The 14831-nt window shown below is 66.4% G+C and carries 15 protein-coding genes; 11 read left to right on the top strand and 4 right to left on the bottom strand.

Annotated elements, in window-relative coordinates; genetic code table 11:
* Positions 1 to 3: 3 nt before the first annotated feature.
* On the top strand, positions 4 to 1011 hold the full coding sequence (locus SPH52_RS01715; protein ID WP_411793270.1) for a zinc-dependent alcohol dehydrogenase family protein: 1008 nt from the start codon (positions 4 to 6) through the stop codon (positions 1009 to 1011).
* Here SPH52_RS01715 and SPH52_RS01710 read toward each other — a convergent pair.
* Complete coding sequence (locus SPH52_RS01710) at positions 1008 to 1814, bottom strand: helix-turn-helix domain-containing protein (protein WP_411793269.1); 807 nt, start codon at positions 1812 to 1814, stop codon at positions 1008 to 1010. The two genes, SPH52_RS01715 and SPH52_RS01710, sit on opposite strands and share 4 nt — an antisense overlap.
* A 115-nt stretch (positions 1815 to 1929) precedes the next feature.
* On the opposite strand from SPH52_RS01710, the gene SPH52_RS01705 reads away from it, so the two are divergent.
* The gene (locus tag SPH52_RS01705) at positions 1930 to 2250 is read left to right on the top strand and encodes a DUF1330 domain-containing protein (RefSeq protein ID WP_411793268.1); all 321 of its coding nucleotides are present in this window, start codon (positions 1930 to 1932) and stop codon (positions 2248 to 2250) included.
* A gap of 2 nt (positions 2251 to 2252) precedes the next feature.
* Here the strand turns inward: SPH52_RS01705 and SPH52_RS01700 are convergent, their stop codons facing one another.
* Positions 2253 to 3200 (bottom strand): LysR family transcriptional regulator, encoded by a 948-nt coding sequence (locus SPH52_RS01700; protein WP_411793267.1) that lies wholly within the window; start codon positions 3198 to 3200, stop codon positions 2253 to 2255.
* Between the two features lie 159 nt (positions 3201 to 3359).
* Here SPH52_RS01700 and SPH52_RS01695 point away from each other — a divergent pair, with 159 nt between their 5' ends.
* From SPH52_RS01695 to SPH52_RS01660, 8 genes are all read left to right on the top strand, one after another.
* On the top strand, positions 3360 to 4880 hold the full coding sequence (locus SPH52_RS01695) for an ABC transporter substrate-binding protein (protein WP_411793266.1): 1521 nt from the start codon (positions 3360 to 3362) through the stop codon (positions 4878 to 4880).
* Between the two features lie 67 nt (positions 4881 to 4947).
* Positions 4948 to 5865, top strand: coding sequence for an ABC transporter permease (locus SPH52_RS01690; RefSeq protein WP_411793265.1), 918 nt, complete (start codon positions 4948 to 4950; stop codon positions 5863 to 5865).
* A gap of 10 nt (positions 5866 to 5875) precedes the next feature.
* Positions 5876 to 6775, top strand: a complete 900-nt coding sequence (locus tag SPH52_RS01685; RefSeq protein WP_411793264.1) for an ABC transporter permease — start codon at positions 5876 to 5878, stop codon at positions 6773 to 6775.
* Positions 6768 to 7790 carry an ABC transporter ATP-binding protein gene (locus SPH52_RS01680; protein ID WP_411793263.1) on the top strand — a complete coding sequence of 341 codons (1023 nt, stop codon included), beginning with the start codon at positions 6768 to 6770 and terminating at the stop codon, positions 7788 to 7790. Before SPH52_RS01685 ends, SPH52_RS01680 begins: the two co-directional genes overlap by 8 nt.
* On the top strand, positions 7787 to 8791 hold the full coding sequence (locus SPH52_RS01675) for an ABC transporter ATP-binding protein (RefSeq protein WP_411793262.1): 1005 nt from the start codon (positions 7787 to 7789) through the stop codon (positions 8789 to 8791). The genes SPH52_RS01680 and SPH52_RS01675 overlap by 4 nt, the downstream gene beginning before the upstream one ends.
* Positions 8792 to 8832: 41 nt before the next feature.
* Positions 8833 to 10254: a M20 family metallopeptidase gene (locus tag SPH52_RS01670; RefSeq protein ID WP_411793261.1), complete on the top strand. Its 1422-nt coding sequence runs from the start codon at positions 8833 to 8835 to the stop codon at positions 10252 to 10254.
* Positions 10239 to 11426: a M20 family metallopeptidase gene (locus SPH52_RS01665; RefSeq protein WP_411793260.1), complete on the top strand. Its 1188-nt coding sequence runs from the start codon at positions 10239 to 10241 to the stop codon at positions 11424 to 11426. The genes SPH52_RS01670 and SPH52_RS01665 overlap by 16 nt, the downstream gene beginning before the upstream one ends.
* 95 nt (positions 11427 to 11521) lie before the next feature.
* Positions 11522 to 11959 carry an META domain-containing protein gene (locus SPH52_RS01660; RefSeq protein WP_411793259.1) on the top strand — a complete coding sequence of 146 codons (438 nt, stop codon included), beginning with the start codon at positions 11522 to 11524 and terminating at the stop codon, positions 11957 to 11959.
* Here the strand turns inward: SPH52_RS01660 and SPH52_RS01655 are convergent.
* Together SPH52_RS01655 and SPH52_RS01650 are read right to left on the bottom strand one after the other, a co-directional pair.
* Entirely contained in the window at positions 11953 to 12486 is a 534-nt protein-coding gene (locus tag SPH52_RS01655) for a GrpB family protein (protein WP_411793258.1), read from the bottom strand. The genes SPH52_RS01660 and SPH52_RS01655 overlap by 7 nt on opposite strands.
* Positions 12452 to 13480: an AraC family transcriptional regulator gene (locus tag SPH52_RS01650; protein WP_411793257.1), complete on the bottom strand. Its 1029-nt coding sequence runs from the start codon at positions 13478 to 13480 to the stop codon at positions 12452 to 12454. The genes SPH52_RS01655 and SPH52_RS01650 overlap by 35 nt, the downstream gene beginning before the upstream one ends.
* A gap of 140 nt (positions 13481 to 13620) precedes the next feature.
* On the opposite strand from SPH52_RS01650, the gene SPH52_RS01645 reads away from it, so the two are divergent.
* A complete protein-coding gene (locus tag SPH52_RS01645) occupies positions 13621 to 14799 on the top strand; it encodes an MFS transporter (protein ID WP_411793256.1) in 1179 nt (392 codons plus the stop codon).
* Positions 14800 to 14831 lie beyond the last annotated feature (32 nt).

Genomic DNA, 14831 nt, shown 5'->3' with positions numbered 1-14831 from the left:
GCCATGAAGGTCGTTACCCTGGGCAGCGGCGGCGGGTTGGATCAACTGCAGGTCGTCGAACGCGAGGCGCCGGGCAAGCCGGGGCCGGGAGAGATCCGCGTGCGGATCCATGCCAGCTCGCTCAACTTCCACGACTATGCCGTGGTCGCCGGGATGATCCCTACCGAGGATGGCCGCATTCCCATGTCCGATGGGGCGGGCGTGGTCGAGGCGGTGGGCGAGGGCGTCGAGGAGTTCGTCGTTGGCGATGCGGTGGTCTCCACCTTCTTCCCCTACTGGCTCGACGGTCCGGCGCGGGTCGCCGACTTCAAGACCACGCCCGGCGACGGCATCGACGGTTACGCCCGCGAGCAGGTGATTCGTCCGGCCACCTGGTTCACCCATGCGCCCAAGGGCTACCGCCACGAAGAGGCCGCCACCCTGACCACGGCGGGGCTCACCGCCTGGCGCGCGCTGGTGGTGGACGGCAACCTCAAGGCCGGCGATACGGTGCTCACCCTGGGCACCGGCGGCGTTTCCATCTTCGCCCTGCAGTTCGCCAAGGCCATGGGGGCGCGGGTGATCTCCACCTCCTCCTCCGACGAGAAGATCGAGACGCTCAAGAAGCTCGGCGCCGACCACACCATCAACTACAAGGCCGAGCCGGAGTGGGGCAAGAAGGTCCAGGCGCTGACCGACGGCCAGGGCGTCGACCACGTGATCGAGGTCGGTGGGCCCGGCACCCTGCCGCAATCCATCGATGCCGTGCGCATCGGCGGCCATATCGCGCTGATCGGCATCCTGACCGGGCGCGGCGGCGAGGTGCCCACCGTCAAGCTGATGGCCAAGCAGGCGCGCCTGCAGGGGCTGATCGTCGGCAGCCGTATCCACCAGCAGGAGATGGTGCGCGGCATCGAGGCCTGCGGCGTACGCCCGATCATCGACAGCACCTTCAAGCTCGAGGAGATCGCCGACGCCTTCCGCCACGAGGAGTCGGGACGTCACTTTGGAAAGATCTGCCTGTCGTTCTAACCCGCTGAGGCGGCCGCCAACTGCTGCAGCGCTTCCTGGGTGGCCGCGTCCGCCGGAAAGAACGACTCGATGGCGAGCTCCTCCAGGGTGACGTCGAGCGGGGTGCCGAACACCGTGGTGGTACTCAGCAGCGACAGCACGCGGCCATCCGGCATGACCAGTTCCAGCGGCACGACGATGCCGGCATGATTCGATTTCGAGGCGAGATGAGGGCGGGCTCCGGCCGGTACCGGGTAGCCCTTCAGTTCTTCGCCGAGTGAAGCAAGCGCCGGGTCGACTGTCGCGGTGGCCTGGCGGGCCAAGCGTTCGAGAATATGCGCGCGCCATTCGCGGAAATTGCGAATGCGCGATGCAAGCCCCTGGGGATGCAGGGTGAGCCGCAGCACGTTGATCGGTGGCTCCAGCAGCGCGGGCTCGATGCCGCCGAGCAACCGCTCGAGCGGGCGGTTGGCCATCAGCAGGTGCCAGTGGCGATCGACGGCCAGCGCCGGGTAGGGGGCGTGGCTCGCGAGCAGCCGCTCGATCACGCTGCGGACCGTCTCGAGTTCAGGTGCGTCGATAGGGCGTTCGCCGTATGCCGGGGCGAAGCCGGCGGCGAGCAGCAGCCGGTTGCGCTCGCGCAGGGGAACGTCCAACTGTTCCGTCAGGCGCAGCAGCATTTCCCGGCGCGGCACGGCGCGCCCGGATTCGACGAAGCTCAGGTGGCGCTGGGAGATGTCGGCCTCGGTGGCGAGCGCGAGCTGGCTTAGCCGCCGCCGCTGGCGCCACATCTTCAACAGCTGCCCGGGGGTAGGGGAGTTCATGGTCATGGAACCAGATTAGCGCCAAGCGATATGCGTGGCTATTACCTCGCAGGTAATCGCCAGGCTGCGCGCGGTGGGTGAAGCTTGTGACGAAACCCACCACAGGAGCATTGCCATGACCGCCTACGCCATCGCCCGCCTGCAGGACGTCACCATGGGCCCTGAAATCGTCGAATACCTGGAGAAGATCGATGCCACCCTAGCGCCCTACGGCGGCCGCTACCTGATTCATGGCGGCACCCCCCAGGTGCTGGAGGGGAGCTGGCAGGGCGATACGATCATGCTCGGCTTCCCCGACCTGGAGCAGGCCCGTGCGTGGTATCACTCCGAGGCCTACCGGCGCATCCTGCCGCTGCGTACCGCCAACGCCGTGGGCGACGTCATCCTGGTGGAAGGCGTAGAGGAAGGGCACCGCGGCGTCGATATCCTTGGTTGAGACTACGTCACCGCCGCCACAGTGGGTGCCACCAATGGCAGCCGCCCCGTCGGGACATGCTCCTTGAGAAACTCGAGGAATGCTTGGGTCGCTCTTGGCAGGGTGCGCTTGGCAAGCGTCTGTATCTCGATGAAGCGTGAGTCCATGCCGCGGTCGCGAATGGGTATGGCGACGATTCGCCGCTGCTGCATGCGATAGCGAATCGAGATCTCGCCGGCAAGGGCCACCCCGCCTTCCAGCATGGCGAAGTTGATCAGCGCCTCGGTGTAGTCGCTGCTGAAGATCGATTCGAAGGTCAGGTTCTGGCGGCTGCTGCAGATATCGAACAACTGGCGCAGGGTGGTGTTGGCCGGGGGCAGGGCCAACGGATAGCGTTGCAGCTGTGTCATCGATATCTGACGCTTGCCGGCCAGCTCATGGTCCGGCGCTACCACTGCCATGATCGGTGCCGGCTGGCGGTATTCGATCTGGACGTCGGGCTCGGGCTTCAGGCTGAAGGTGATGCCGATGTCCGCTTCTCCCTCCCTGACACGACGGGTCGCCTCGGCCGGTGGACCTACCGCGAGCTGGAAGTGAATGCCTTCGTAGCGCTTGCGGAACGCCGCCACGGCGCTGGGCAGGAAATCCACCGCAAATCCCTCCGAACTGGCCAGGCGCACCGTACCGCGCTGCAGGCCACGCAGGGCCTGGATCTCGCTGGTTACCCTATCCGCATCGAGCTGCATGCGGCGGGCATGAACGGCCAGCAACTCACCGGCGGCACTCGGCACCATGCCGCGGGCGCGGCGCTCGAATAGCAGGGTATCGAGCTCACTTTCCAGCCGGGCGATCTGGCGGCTGATGGCCGAAGGCGCCACCTTGAGTCGCTCGGACGCTTCGCTGATGGAGCCGCAGCGCACCACTTCGAGGAAATAGCGCAGGGAGGTCTCTTGCAGTGCACGAGTGTTCATGATGCCGGCTCCGTCGAGTGCAAGGTTTGCCGAAACGGCAACGATACATTCTAAACATTGTACTTGTGGCATGTCTTGCCCGGGCCTAGCTTGGAGGCGAGGTGGGGCGGCGCCCGATCCTCATATCCCTTCAAGACCAATAACAACCGAGGTATGACAATGCCGCTGTATCGTCCACTCCGTTACGCAATTTCCGCTGCCCTGCTAGGTGGCCTGGTTTCTCCGGCGCTGGCCGGCAAGGCCAACGACACGCTGGTCTATGCCTCCGACAGCGAGCCGGAAAACGTCAGTCCTTATCACAACAATGTGCGCGAGGGGGTGATCCTTGCCCATCTGGCCTGGGACACCCTGATCCATCGCAACCCCGTTACCCAGGAGTACGAGCCGCGGCTGGCGACTGGTTGGGAGTGGGTCGACGACACCACCCTGGAGCTCGAACTGCGCCAAGGCGTGAATTTCCACAACGGCGAGGCGTTCGATGCCGACGACGTGGCGTTCACCTTCAACTACGCCGTATCGCCCGAGTCCCGAGTGGTGACGCGGCAGAACGTCGACTGGATCGAGCGCGTCGAGAAGCTCGACGACTATCGGGTTCGCATCCATCTCAAGGCGCCTTTCCCTGCGGCGCTGGAGTATCTCTCCGGCCCCATGCCGATCTACCCCTCTGAGTATTTCCAGGAGGTGGGGCTCGAAGGTTTCAGCCGCGCACCGGTGGGCACTGGCCCCTATCGCATTACCGCCGTGCGTCCGGGGGACGGCGTCAGCCTGACCCGCTTCGAGGAGTACTTCGAGGAGAGCCCCATCGGTCAGCCGCAGATCGGCAACATCGAGTTCAAGGCGATTGCTGACGAGGACTCGCGCATGGCGCAGCTGATGTCGGGGCAGGTCGACTGGATCTGGCGGGTACCGGCGGACCAGGCCGAGTCGCTCGAGCGCATGCCCCAGATCACTGTGCTGGGCGATGAGACCATGCGCGTCGGCTACGTCGGCCTGGATGCAGCGACTCGCGACGACTCCCCGCTGAACGACGTACGCGTGCGCCGGGCCATCAACCATGCCCTTAACCGCGAAGGCCTGGCCAACGACCTGGTGCGGGGCGGCAGCCAGCCGCTTTATGCACCCTGTTTCCCGACCCAGTTCGGCTGCGAGACCCAGGACGTCGTCGAGTACGAGTACGATCCCGACAAGGCGCGCGAGCTGTTGGCCGAAGCGGGTTATGCCGACGGCTTCGACATCGATCTCCACGCCTATCGCGAACGCGACTACGCCGAGGCGATGATCGGCGACCTGCGCGCGGTGGGTATCAACGCCAACCTGCGCTTCATGACCTCGCCGGCCTTGCTCGAGCTGCAACGCAACGGGCGTACCGACATGGCGTTCAAGGCCTGGGGGTCGTTCTCGATCAACGACGTCTCCGCCTTCACCAGCGTCTACTTCAACGATGGCGTCGATGACCTGTGGCAGGACGCCCAGGTGCAGGAGTGGTTGAGCGTGGCCGACAACTCCGTCGACCCCGACGTGCGCCGGGAGCACTACCGCCAGGCCCTGGCGCGTATTTCCGAGCAGGCCTACTGGGCGCCGCTGTTCTCCTATTCGACCTACTACGCGCATACCGCCGATCTCGACTTCACCGCCTACCCCGATGAGCTTCCGCGCTTCTACGAGGCCAGTTGGAAATAGGAGCGGCGACTGTTCACGTCATGACCAACGGGGCTGCGGCGTCGCCGCGGCCCGGGAGTGAGATTTCATGTGGTCATTCATCTTCAAGCGCACCCTGGTGGCGCTCTGCGTGGCGCTGACCATTTCGGTGCTCTGCTTCGGCCTGCTACAGCTCTCCGGTGACCTGGCGGCAGCCATCGGCGGGCCGGAGGCCACCGCCGAACAGGTCGAGCGTATCCGCGTCGATTACGGGCTCGACCGTCCCGTTATCGAGCAGTTCGCCAGTTGGCTGTGGGGGGCGATGCAGCTCGATTTCGGCCGCTCCTACTACTACCAGAGCTCGGTGATGGACCTGGTCGTCGAGCGCCTGCCCGTGACCATGACACTCGGGGTCCTGTCGCTGGCCATCGCCATCGGCGTCTCGATCCCACTGGGTGTGGCGGCAGCACTCATGCGCGGTAGCTGGGTCGATCGTCTGGCGATGGCTATCGCCGTGACCGGCCAGGCGATGCCGAACTTCTGGTTCGGCCTGACCCTGATCATCCTTTTCGCGGTCAACCTGCAGTGGCTACCGGCGGCCGGCAGCGAAAGCTGGCAAGGCTTCGTGCTGCCGGCCATCGCCCTGGGCTACTACGCCACCCCGGCGATGATGCGCCTGACGCGCAGCGGCATGCTCGAGGTGCTGGCGTCGGATTATGTACGCACGGCGCGGGCCAAGGGGCTGCGTACCGGCACGGTGGTCTTCAAGCACGCGCTGCGCAATGCGGTGATTCCCGTGGTGGCCCTGGCGGCGGTGGAGCTGGGCTTCATGCTCGGCGGCTCTGTGGTGATCGAGACGGTGTTCTCGCTACGGGGGCTCGGTCAGCTCGCCTGGCAATCCATCTCGCGCAATGACTATCCGGTGGTGCAGGCAGTGGTGTTGATCATCGCGCTGTTCTACATCGTGCTGACCCTGCTGGCGGACATCCTCAACGCCGTTCTGGATCCGCGGCTACGTGCCCGCTAAGGAGAGCGTCATGAACGATTCGCTGTTATCGACGCCCGGCGCCGTGGTGGACGGTACCTGGCCGCGCTTCACGCGTGCCCTGTTGGGGCACCGCGGGCTGGCGCTGGGTGCCGTCATCGTCACGCTGCTGGTGCTCGCCGCCTTGCTGGCGCCCTGGCTGGCCCCCCATGACCCCTATCTGCAGAACACCGCCAACCGCATGGTGCCACCGGTGTGGCATGAAACGGGCAGCTGGGAACACCCTTTCGGAACCGACAGGCTGGGGCGCGATTACCTCAGCCGCCTGATCTACGGTACGCGCATCTCGTTGTTCATCGGCCTGGTCGCGGCACTCATCTCGGGGCTGATCGGCTCCACCCTGGGTGTGCTGGCGGGTTACTTCGGCGGCCGCGTCGATGCCGTGATCAGCTACCTGCTCACCACCCGCCTGGCCATGCCGGTGGTACTGGTGGCGCTGGCCATGGCCTCGCTGATTGGCGGCTCCCTGATCACGGTGACCCTGCTGTTGGGATTTCTGCTCTGGGACCGCTTCGCGGTGGTGGCGCGCTCCGCCACCCTACAGCTGCGCGACGCCGAGTACGTCCAGGCGGCGCGAGCGCTGGGCTGCCCCTTACACCACATCCTGTTGCGTGAGGTGCTGCCCAATATCGCTGCGGCGCTGATCGTGGTCGCCACCCTGGAGGTGGCCAACGCCATCCTGCTCGAAGCGACCCTGTCGTTCCTGGGCATGGGGGTGCAGCCGCCGCTGCCCTCCTGGGGGCTGATGATCGCCGAGGGCAAGTCCTACATGTTCTTCCAACCCTGGGTGATCGCCATCCCCGGCAGCGCACTGTTCGTGCTGGTACTGGCGATCAACCTGCTGGGCGATGGCCTGCGCGACATCAGCGCACCGGGAGGTCGAAATGAGTGAGCCAGCCGTGCCACTGCTGACAGTCAAGGAACTGCGCGTCGATCTGCCGGTCGATGCCGGGACGCTGCATGCCGTGCGCGGCATCGATTTTCATGTCGAGCGCGGCGAGATGCTGTGCCTGGTCGGCGAGTCGGGCTGCGGCAAGTCGATGACCTCGCTGGCGCTGATGGGGCTACTGCCGCGCCGGGCGCGAATCACCGCCGAGAGCCTGTGTTTCGACGGCAACGAGCTGCTGGGCCTCACGGAGCGGGCCCGCAGCGACCTGCGCGGGGCGCGCATGGCGATGATCTTCCAGGAGCCGATGACCGCCCTCAACCCGGCGTACACGCTGGGCAACCAGCTCTGCGAGGCGCTGCGCCGCCATCGCCGGGTGAGCCGCCGTGAAGCCCACGAGCGGGCCGTGTATCTGCTGGACCGGGTCGGCATCAGTGCTGCCGCCGAACGCATGGAACAGTACCCGCACCAGCTTTCGGGCGGCTTGCGCCAGCGGGTGATGATCGCCATGGCGCTGATGTGCGAACCCGACCTGATCATTGCCGACGAGCCGACCACGGCGCTGGATGTCACCATCCAGGCGCAGATCCTGCGGCTGCTGCGCGACCTGCAGCGCGAGTTCGGCACCGCGGTGATCTTCATCACTCACGACCTGGGGGTGGTGGCTCGCATCGCCGACCGGGTGGCGGTGATGTATGCCGGCGAGGTGATCGAAACGGCGACCGCCGAGGCGCTCTTCGCGGCCCCCAGTCATCCCTACACCCAAGGACTTTTGAACTGTATTCCTGCTCCCGGCAAGACCCCGCCAGGTAGCCGCCTGCAGGCAATACCCGGGGTGGTGCCGAGCCTGGTCGGGGCGGTCGAGGGCTGCGCCTTTCGCAATCGCTGCCCGCTGGCCGAGGCTGAATGCGCGACAGCGCCGCTACCGGCCCGCGTCGGCGCCGGGCATGTTGCCCGCTGCCATTTCGCCACGCGCCTGGCCGATCCTTCCCGCCAACCACAGCCTAAGGTGATGTCATGATGCCCGCGACCGAACCCACCCAGGTGCCGTCGGCGGGGGTGGAGCAACCATGCGCCCTGGAGCTTCGGGCCCTGTCCAAGACCTTTACCCTGGGCAGTGGATTACTTCGCAAGGGGCGCAAGCTGCACGCCGTCAGCGAGGTGTCGCTGCGCGTGCCTCGCGGCCAGGTCATGGGCCTGGTGGGAGAGTCAGGGTGCGGCAAGAGTACCCTGGCCAAGATGCTGTTGGGGCTGACGTCGCCCAGTGCCGGCGAGGTGCTGGTAGACGGTCGGCCAATCGCAGGCGCCAACCAGAAAGCGCTGGCTCGCCATATCCAGCCGATCTTCCAGGACCCTTACTCATCGCTCAATCCCCGCCAGCGGATCGCCCAGATCGTCGGCTTGCCGCTGCGCATCCATGGTATCGGCAGTTCTCGGGAGCAGGCCGCCAGGGTCGTCGAGATGCTCGATCTGGTCGGCCTGCCGGGGCGTACTGCACGACAGTATCCCGGGCAGCTCTCGGGTGGCCAGCGTCAGCGGGTGGCCATCGCCCGGGCCTTGATCATGCGTCCCGCCCTGGTGATCTGCGACGAGCCCACCTCGGCGCTGGATGTCTCGGTACAGGCGCAGATCCTCAACCTGCTGCTCGACCTGAAGGAGGCGTTCGGCCTCACCTATCTGTTCATCAGCCACGACCTTGCGGTGGTCGAGCATCTCGCCGACCGGCTGGCGGTGATGTACCTCGGGCGCATCGTCGAGGAGGGTAGCCGCGAGCAGATATTCGGCGCCCCCCGCCATCCCTACACTCGGGCGCTGCTGGCCTCGGCGCTGACCCCAGAGCCCGGCCTCGGCGTGCCGGACATCGGCCTGGGCTGCGGGCAGCCCGACCCCAGCGCGCCGCCGCCCGGCTGCGCCTTTCATCCACGCTGCCCGCTGGCCGAACCGAGTTGCGCCCAGCACCGGCCGCTATTGCATGACGCCCAAGGCGAAGGCGGCGGCCGCGTTGCCTGCCACCTGGCGTGAGCGCGCCAATCTACCCATGACCGACAACGAGGAGCCTGCCCATGACGCGCGAACGAGCGCTGGATAACGCCCGCCACCACTTCGACAGTGGTGCGCTGTACCGACGGTTGGAGGCGCGCGTGGCGGTGCCCAGCGAGAGCCAGGCAACGGGACGTCTCGATGAGCTGCACCGTTACCTCGACGAGCAGATCGTGCCTGACATCGAGGCCCTCGGCTTCGACTGGGAGATCGTCGACAACCCGGTGGCAGGGTTCGGCCCCTTCCTGATCGCCGAGCGCATCGAGCCGGATGCCGTCCTGAGCGTACTGACCTATGGCCATGGCGACGTGGTGCGCGGCTACGACGATCGCTGGCGCGAAGGGCTGGCGCCGTGGCGCATCACCCAGGAGGGTGACCGCTGGTACGGCCGCGGGACGGCGGACAACAAGGGCCAGCACAGCATCAACCTGGCGGCGCTGGAATGTGCGCTCGAGGCGTGCGACGGTCGGCTCGGCTACAATGTCAAGCTGGTGATCGAGATGGGCGAGGAGACCGGCTCACCTGGCCTGAAGGAGATCTGCCGACGCTACCGCGAGCGACTCGCCGCCGATCTCTTCATCGCCTCCGACGGGCCACGGCTGAGCGCCGAATCGCCGACACTGTTCCTCGGCTCACGGGGCTCGTTCAATTTCGACCTGCGGCTGTGCGCCAGGGAGGGCGCCCACCACTCGGGAAACTGGGGCGGGGTGCTGAAGAATCCCGCCGTGCGCCTGGCCAACGCCCTGGCGACGCTGGTCGATGCCAATGGCGTGATTCAAGCGGAGGGGCTGCGACCGGGGCCTATCCCCAAGGCGGTACGCGCGGCACTCGCTTCGCTCCAGGTCGGTACGGGCGAGAATGCCCCGGCCATCGACCCCGACTGGGGCGAACCTGGTTTGTCGCCGGCGGAACGGCTGTTTGCCTGGAACACCTTGGAGATCCTGGCATTCGAGGCTGGTAATCCCGCCGCCCCGGCCAATGCCATCCCCGACCGTGCCCATGCACATTGCCAGCTACGCTATGTCGTGGGCAGCGACCACACTCGTTTTCTCGAACACCTGCGCCAGCATCTCGACCGTAACGGCTTCCAGGACATCGAGGTGACACCGGCGCGCGTGTCGCAGATGGCGGCGACGCGTCTCGACCCGGAAGACCCTTGGGTTGGCTGGGCATTGTCCTCGATGCAGGCGACCTGCGGCAAGGTACCGACCTTGCTGCCGAACCTGGGCGGGTCGCTGCCCAATGACGTCTTCGCCGAGACACTGGAACTGCCCACGCTGTGGGTGCCGCACTCCTATCCGGCCTGTTCGCAGCACGCCCCGGACGAGCACCTGCTGGGCAGCGTCGCGCGGGAGGGGCTGATGCTCATGACGGGGCTCTGGTGGGACCTGGGTGCCCAGGGGGCCGAGATCGTCAAGGAGAGGTCGTCATGGCAGAGGCAATGATGGAGCGGGCCTGTGCCTGGCTCGCCGATCAGCGCGAAGCCATGACCGAGTGCCTGGAGACCCTGGTCGAGATTGACTCCCACAGCCACGACAAGGCCGGCAACGACGCCGTGGCCGATACGATCGCCGGCTGGCTCGAGGCCGACGGCATCGTGCTGCAGCGAACGTCGCGCCCGCATTCCGGCGACATCCTCGAGGCGCGCCTGGAGGGGACTCAGGCAGGGCATGTGCTGCTGATGGGCCACCGCGATACGGTGTTTCCCACCGGTACGGTAGCCCGCCGTGGCTATACCCAACGTGACGACCTGGCTTTCGGCCCCGGCGTGGCCGACATGAAGGCGGGGCTGGTGCTGAACTGCTTCGTGCTGCGCGCCCTGCGCCGCCTGCCGACGCTGCCGTATCCCGTGCATGCGCTGTTCACTGCCGACGAGGAGGTCGGCTCGCTGGATGGCCGCGCCTTCATCGAGGCAGCGGTTCAGGGAGCACGAGCGGTCTTCAATGCCGAGCCCGGGCGGGTCAGCGGCAACGTGGTCACCGCTCGCAAGGGCGGGGCGGGCTTTCTCATCGAGGTCGAGGGCCGAGCGGCGCACTCCGGGGTGAATCACGCCGACGGCGCCAGCGCCATCGAGGCGCTGGCACGCAAGGTCGTCAAGCTGCATGCCCTGACCGACCATGCCGCTGGCGTCACGACCAACGTCGGCGTGATCGAGGGCGGTATGTCGCGCAACACCGTGGCGCCGTGGGCGCGTGCCCAGCTCGATGTGCGCTTCGTCAGCGCGGCGCAGCGCGAGCAACTCTATGCCGACATCGAGGCCATTGTCGCCGAGCAGGAGCTACCAGGCACGAGTGGTTCCCTGACCCTGTCCTCCGCCTTCTTGCCGCTGGAAGCGCGCATGAGCGAGGTGCTGTTCGCCCGCTACCAGGGCCACGCCGCCAGGCTGGGCTTCGCGGTGGAGGGGGAGTTCACCGGTGGCTGCTCGGATGCCGGCTTCACCGCCAGCCTGGGTGTGCCGACGCTGTGCGGTGTCGGGCCGGTAGGGGCCAAGATGCACACCGAGGAGGAGGTCTGCCGCCTAGACACCCTGGTGCCCCGCGCCCAGGCGGTGGTTGCCACGCTGCTCGATCTCGGTGACCTTGTGGCGGAAGGCTGGAAATCCCCGGTTTCTGCTTAATTGCGGCTGGCTATTCGCCATCGCTTCTCCGACAGTACGGCACATGGAGCCCGCCGTACTGGCGAGGGTCGAGACTGCTTGTCGAGGGAATGAAAATGAAAAGGCGCTTTGCCATCTTGTTGGGATCGCTGGCCGTCGTGCTGATGGGCTGTACCGGCATGGAGCGTGCGACGACTCACGACGAGTCGCTGGAGAATACCTACTGGAAGCTGACCCGGGTCGGCGATGTCACGCCCGTCGCGGTGGACAACCAGCGCGAGGCGCATTTCGTGCTGCACACCGAGGAGAACCGCGTGGCGGGCTCCACCGGGTGCAACCGCCTGGCAGGCAGCTACCAGCTGAAGAACGATGTCCTGAGCTTTGGTCCGCTGGTCACCACGCGCATGGCCTGCCTGGAGGGAGGCGAGACCGAGCCGGCTTTTCTTGGCGCTCTCGAAGCAACGGCCACCTGGCAAGTCGACGGCCAGACGCTGACCCTGCACGATGAGTCAGGCGCAGCCGTGGCGCAGTTTGAAGCGGTGCATCTCTACTGAGTGATGGTTGACCTCACGAATTCCCCCTTGGCCTGGGTATAGGCTTCGCGGTCCGCTTGGTGACGGGAAGCCAGGTCGCGTTTGAGTGCAGCATAGCGAATGGCCTGGGTCGGATCGGTGCGCAGGGCATCACGAAAGGCTAGCCGCTGGTGCCACAGCTCGCCGTCGTGCACCACCACATGCAGGTGATGGGTGCGTAGGCCGTGGGCGTGGCGCATGAACCAGCGGCGGTCGGTCAGGCCGGCGTTGAACTCGACCGAGGTCACGTAGCCATGAGCGAGAATCGGCTCGAACAGAACGTCGGCCATGGCCATTGAAGCGACCCCGGCCATGACGTCGATGATGGGCTTGGCCGGCATGCCGGGAATGGCGGTGCTGCCGATATGCTGCACGTCGAGCAGCTCGTCGGCAAAGCGCTCGAGCAGGCGGCCTCGCTCGGCCTCGAAACATGCCGGCCAGGCGGAATCGTAGTCTACCAGGCGCACCGGTTCATCAATGGCCCGCTGCAGCGACTGGGCTTCGTTCATGGACACTTCCTGTAGCAGAGGTATGCGAGACGCTAGCCGTATCGGGCTCGCGCTGCTGGCGCAGGGTACCGGGCGGGTAGCCGTGGATGCGCTTGAAGGCGCGGCTGAAGGCGGCCGCACTGCCGTAGCCCAGGCGGTAGGCCACCGCCTCGATCGGCTGTCGTTCCCGGCCGATCCACTGAGCGGCCAGGCGCATGCGCAGCTCGGTCACGTAGCGGTGCGGTGTCATGCCCGTTACCGCCAGGAAGCGTTCGGCGAACACCGAGCGCGAGCTGCCCATCTCGGCGGCGAGCTCCGCTACCGTCCAGTTGCGCCCCGGCTCGCGATGCAGGGCGGCGATGACGCGGCCCAGGCGCGGGTCGCGCAGCGCCTCGATCCAACCGCTGGCATCGCCACAGCCGCACTCCACCCAGCCGCGCACGATGAAGGCGGCCATCACATCGGCAAGCCGCGCCAGGATGGCGGCGTAGCCCGCCCGCTCGCTTCTCGCCTCACGCTCCATGGCTTCGAGCATGGGCAGGATCTCGGGCTGCCGCTCGAGCAGGGTGCCGACGTACATCACTTCGGGCATCAGCGAGACCAGCGCGTGCATGCTGCCCAGGTCGAACTCCATGCAGCCGCTGAAGGTCAGGGCACCGTCCTGGGTGCAGTTATGCGGGCAGGCGCGAATGGCGCTGACCGCCTCGCACAGCGTGGCGCTCTCGAAAGCGGCGATGTCCTGAGCCGGCTGGTCGGGCGCGGAGAGCAGGGCATGCAAGCCACCACGCGGCAGCAACAGGGCGTCTCCCGTCGAGAGGGTATGAACGCTGCCGCTGGGGCTGCGCAGGTAGACGGGGCCGCGCGCCACGAAGTGAAACTGAGCCCAACCCGCGGCCGTGCCGAACTCGACCCCCAGAGGCGGTGATAGTTGGATACGACGATAGGCGATGCCGCGCAGGCGCATGCCGAGCAGCAGTTCGCTTACCAGGTCGCTGGGCAGTTCCGGTTTTGGCATCCTGTGCTCCTTCCTGTAGGTATTCATCAGTTTCGGATGAATGATCAGGCATTCGAGAGCTTCTAGCATAGATCGTCCGGCCTGGTCGCTCTAGGCTTCTCGTTCCTGACGAACGCTTCTCTAGGAAAGGAGAACGAACGATGAACGAGTTGTCACAGCGGGCCAAGCCCGCTTGGGGGGCGGTCATCTCGATGGCCCTCGGCGTGTTCGGGCTGGTGACGGCGGAGTTCCTGCCCGCCAGCCTGCTCACGCCCATGGCGGCGGATCTAGGCATTACCGAGGGTATGGCGGGCCAGGCGGTAACGGTCACCGCGGCGGTGGCGCTGCTGACCAGCCTGCTGATCTCCACTGCCACGCGGCGTATCGACCGGCGCCATGTGCTGCTGGGTTTCTCGATGCTGCTTGTCGCCTCGAACCTGATAGTGGCCTTCGCTCCCAACTTGACGGTTCTGCTGCTGGGGCGCGTGCTGCTGGGGCTGGCCCTGGGCGGATTCTGGACCATGTCGATCGCCACCATGATGCGCCTGGTGCCCGAGGACGTGGTGCCGCGAGGGCTGTCGATCATGTTCAGCGGGGTCTCCGCGGCAACCATTGCCGCCGCGCCGTTGGGAAGCTACTTCGGTGACCTGCTCGGCTGGCGCGACGTGTTCCGCATGGCCGCACTGTTGGGCTTGCTGGCGCTGGTGGTGCAGTTCATGACCCTGCCGCGCATGGCACCGACCGGCCTGACCCGTCTGCGCACCCTGTTCGAGGTGCTGATGCGGCCGCGAGTCGGTCTGGGCATGCTGGCCGCGGCCCTGGTCTTCACCGGCCACTTCGCCTTTTTCACCTACATTCGGCCGTTCCTCGAAACCGTGACCGGGGTTGGCGTGAACGGCGTGGCCACCATCCTGCTGGGCTTTGGCGTGGCCAACTTCCTGGGTAACTACCTGGGTGGCTGGATGGTCGAACGCAGCCTGCGCCTGACCATGATCGCAATGCCGCTGCTGATGGGCACGCTCGGGGTATCACTGGTAGTGCTGGAAAGCACACCGGCCACCGATGCCGCACTGGTGGCGATGTGGGGACTGGCCTTCGGCGCCATTCCGGTGGCGTGGTCGACCTGGCTCACCCGCACGGTGCCCGACGAGGCCGAAAGCGCCAGCGGCCTGCTGGTAGCGGCCATCAACCTGGCGATCGCCACCGGTGCCGCCGTAGGCGGCCTCATCTTCGACCTTGGCGGTGCGCTCAATGTATTCGCCGCCAGCGGCGCCGTACTGTTGTTGGCCGCGCTAATGATCGTCATGGGCGTGAGAACGCGGCCGTTGGCCACTGCCTGAGCCTGAACTTTGCCTAAACGTGAAGGCCATCG

The organism is Halomonas sp. A29 (assembly GCF_046723295.1).
In the GTDB taxonomy this organism is placed as follows: domain Bacteria; phylum Pseudomonadota; class Gammaproteobacteria; order Pseudomonadales; family Halomonadaceae; genus Halomonas.
The sequence above is the reverse complement of the archived record's forward strand: the minus strand, read 5'-3'. Positions and strand labels throughout refer to the sequence as shown.

Bases quoted from the DNA above. Each gene is read 5' to 3' on its own strand.
- SPH52_RS01715 (WP_411793270.1), top strand. From the start codon at position 4: ATGAAGGTCGTTACCCTGGGCAGCGGCGGCGGGTTGGATCAACTGCAG.
- SPH52_RS01710 (WP_411793269.1), bottom strand. From the start codon at position 1,814: ATGAACTCCCCTACCCCCGGGCAGCTGTTGAAGATGTGGCGCCAGCGG.
- SPH52_RS01705 (WP_411793268.1), top strand. From the start codon at position 1,930: ATGACCGCCTACGCCATCGCCCGCCTGCAGGACGTCACCATGGGCCCT.
- SPH52_RS01700 (WP_411793267.1), bottom strand. From the start codon at position 3,200: ATGAACACTCGTGCACTGCAAGAGACCTCCCTGCGCTATTTCCTCGAA.
- SPH52_RS01695 (WP_411793266.1), top strand. From the start codon at position 3,360: ATGCCGCTGTATCGTCCACTCCGTTACGCAATTTCCGCTGCCCTGCTA.
- SPH52_RS01690 (WP_411793265.1), top strand. From the start codon at position 4,948: ATGTGGTCATTCATCTTCAAGCGCACCCTGGTGGCGCTCTGCGTGGCG.
- SPH52_RS01685 (WP_411793264.1), top strand. From the start codon at position 5,876: ATGAACGATTCGCTGTTATCGACGCCCGGCGCCGTGGTGGACGGTACC.
- SPH52_RS01680 (WP_411793263.1), top strand. From the start codon at position 6,768: ATGAGTGAGCCAGCCGTGCCACTGCTGACAGTCAAGGAACTGCGCGTC.
- SPH52_RS01675 (WP_411793262.1), top strand. From the start codon at position 7,787: ATGATGCCCGCGACCGAACCCACCCAGGTGCCGTCGGCGGGGGTGGAG.
- SPH52_RS01670 (WP_411793261.1), top strand. From the start codon at position 8,833: ATGACGCGCGAACGAGCGCTGGATAACGCCCGCCACCACTTCGACAGT.
- SPH52_RS01665 (WP_411793260.1), top strand. From the start codon at position 10,239: ATGGCAGAGGCAATGATGGAGCGGGCCTGTGCCTGGCTCGCCGATCAG.
- SPH52_RS01660 (WP_411793259.1), top strand. From the start codon at position 11,522: ATGAAAAGGCGCTTTGCCATCTTGTTGGGATCGCTGGCCGTCGTGCTG.
- SPH52_RS01655 (WP_411793258.1), bottom strand. From the start codon at position 12,486: ATGAACGAAGCCCAGTCGCTGCAGCGGGCCATTGATGAACCGGTGCGC.
- SPH52_RS01650 (WP_411793257.1), bottom strand. From the start codon at position 13,480: ATGCCAAAACCGGAACTGCCCAGCGACCTGGTAAGCGAACTGCTGCTC.
- SPH52_RS01645 (WP_411793256.1), top strand. From the start codon at position 13,621: ATGAACGAGTTGTCACAGCGGGCCAAGCCCGCTTGGGGGGCGGTCATC.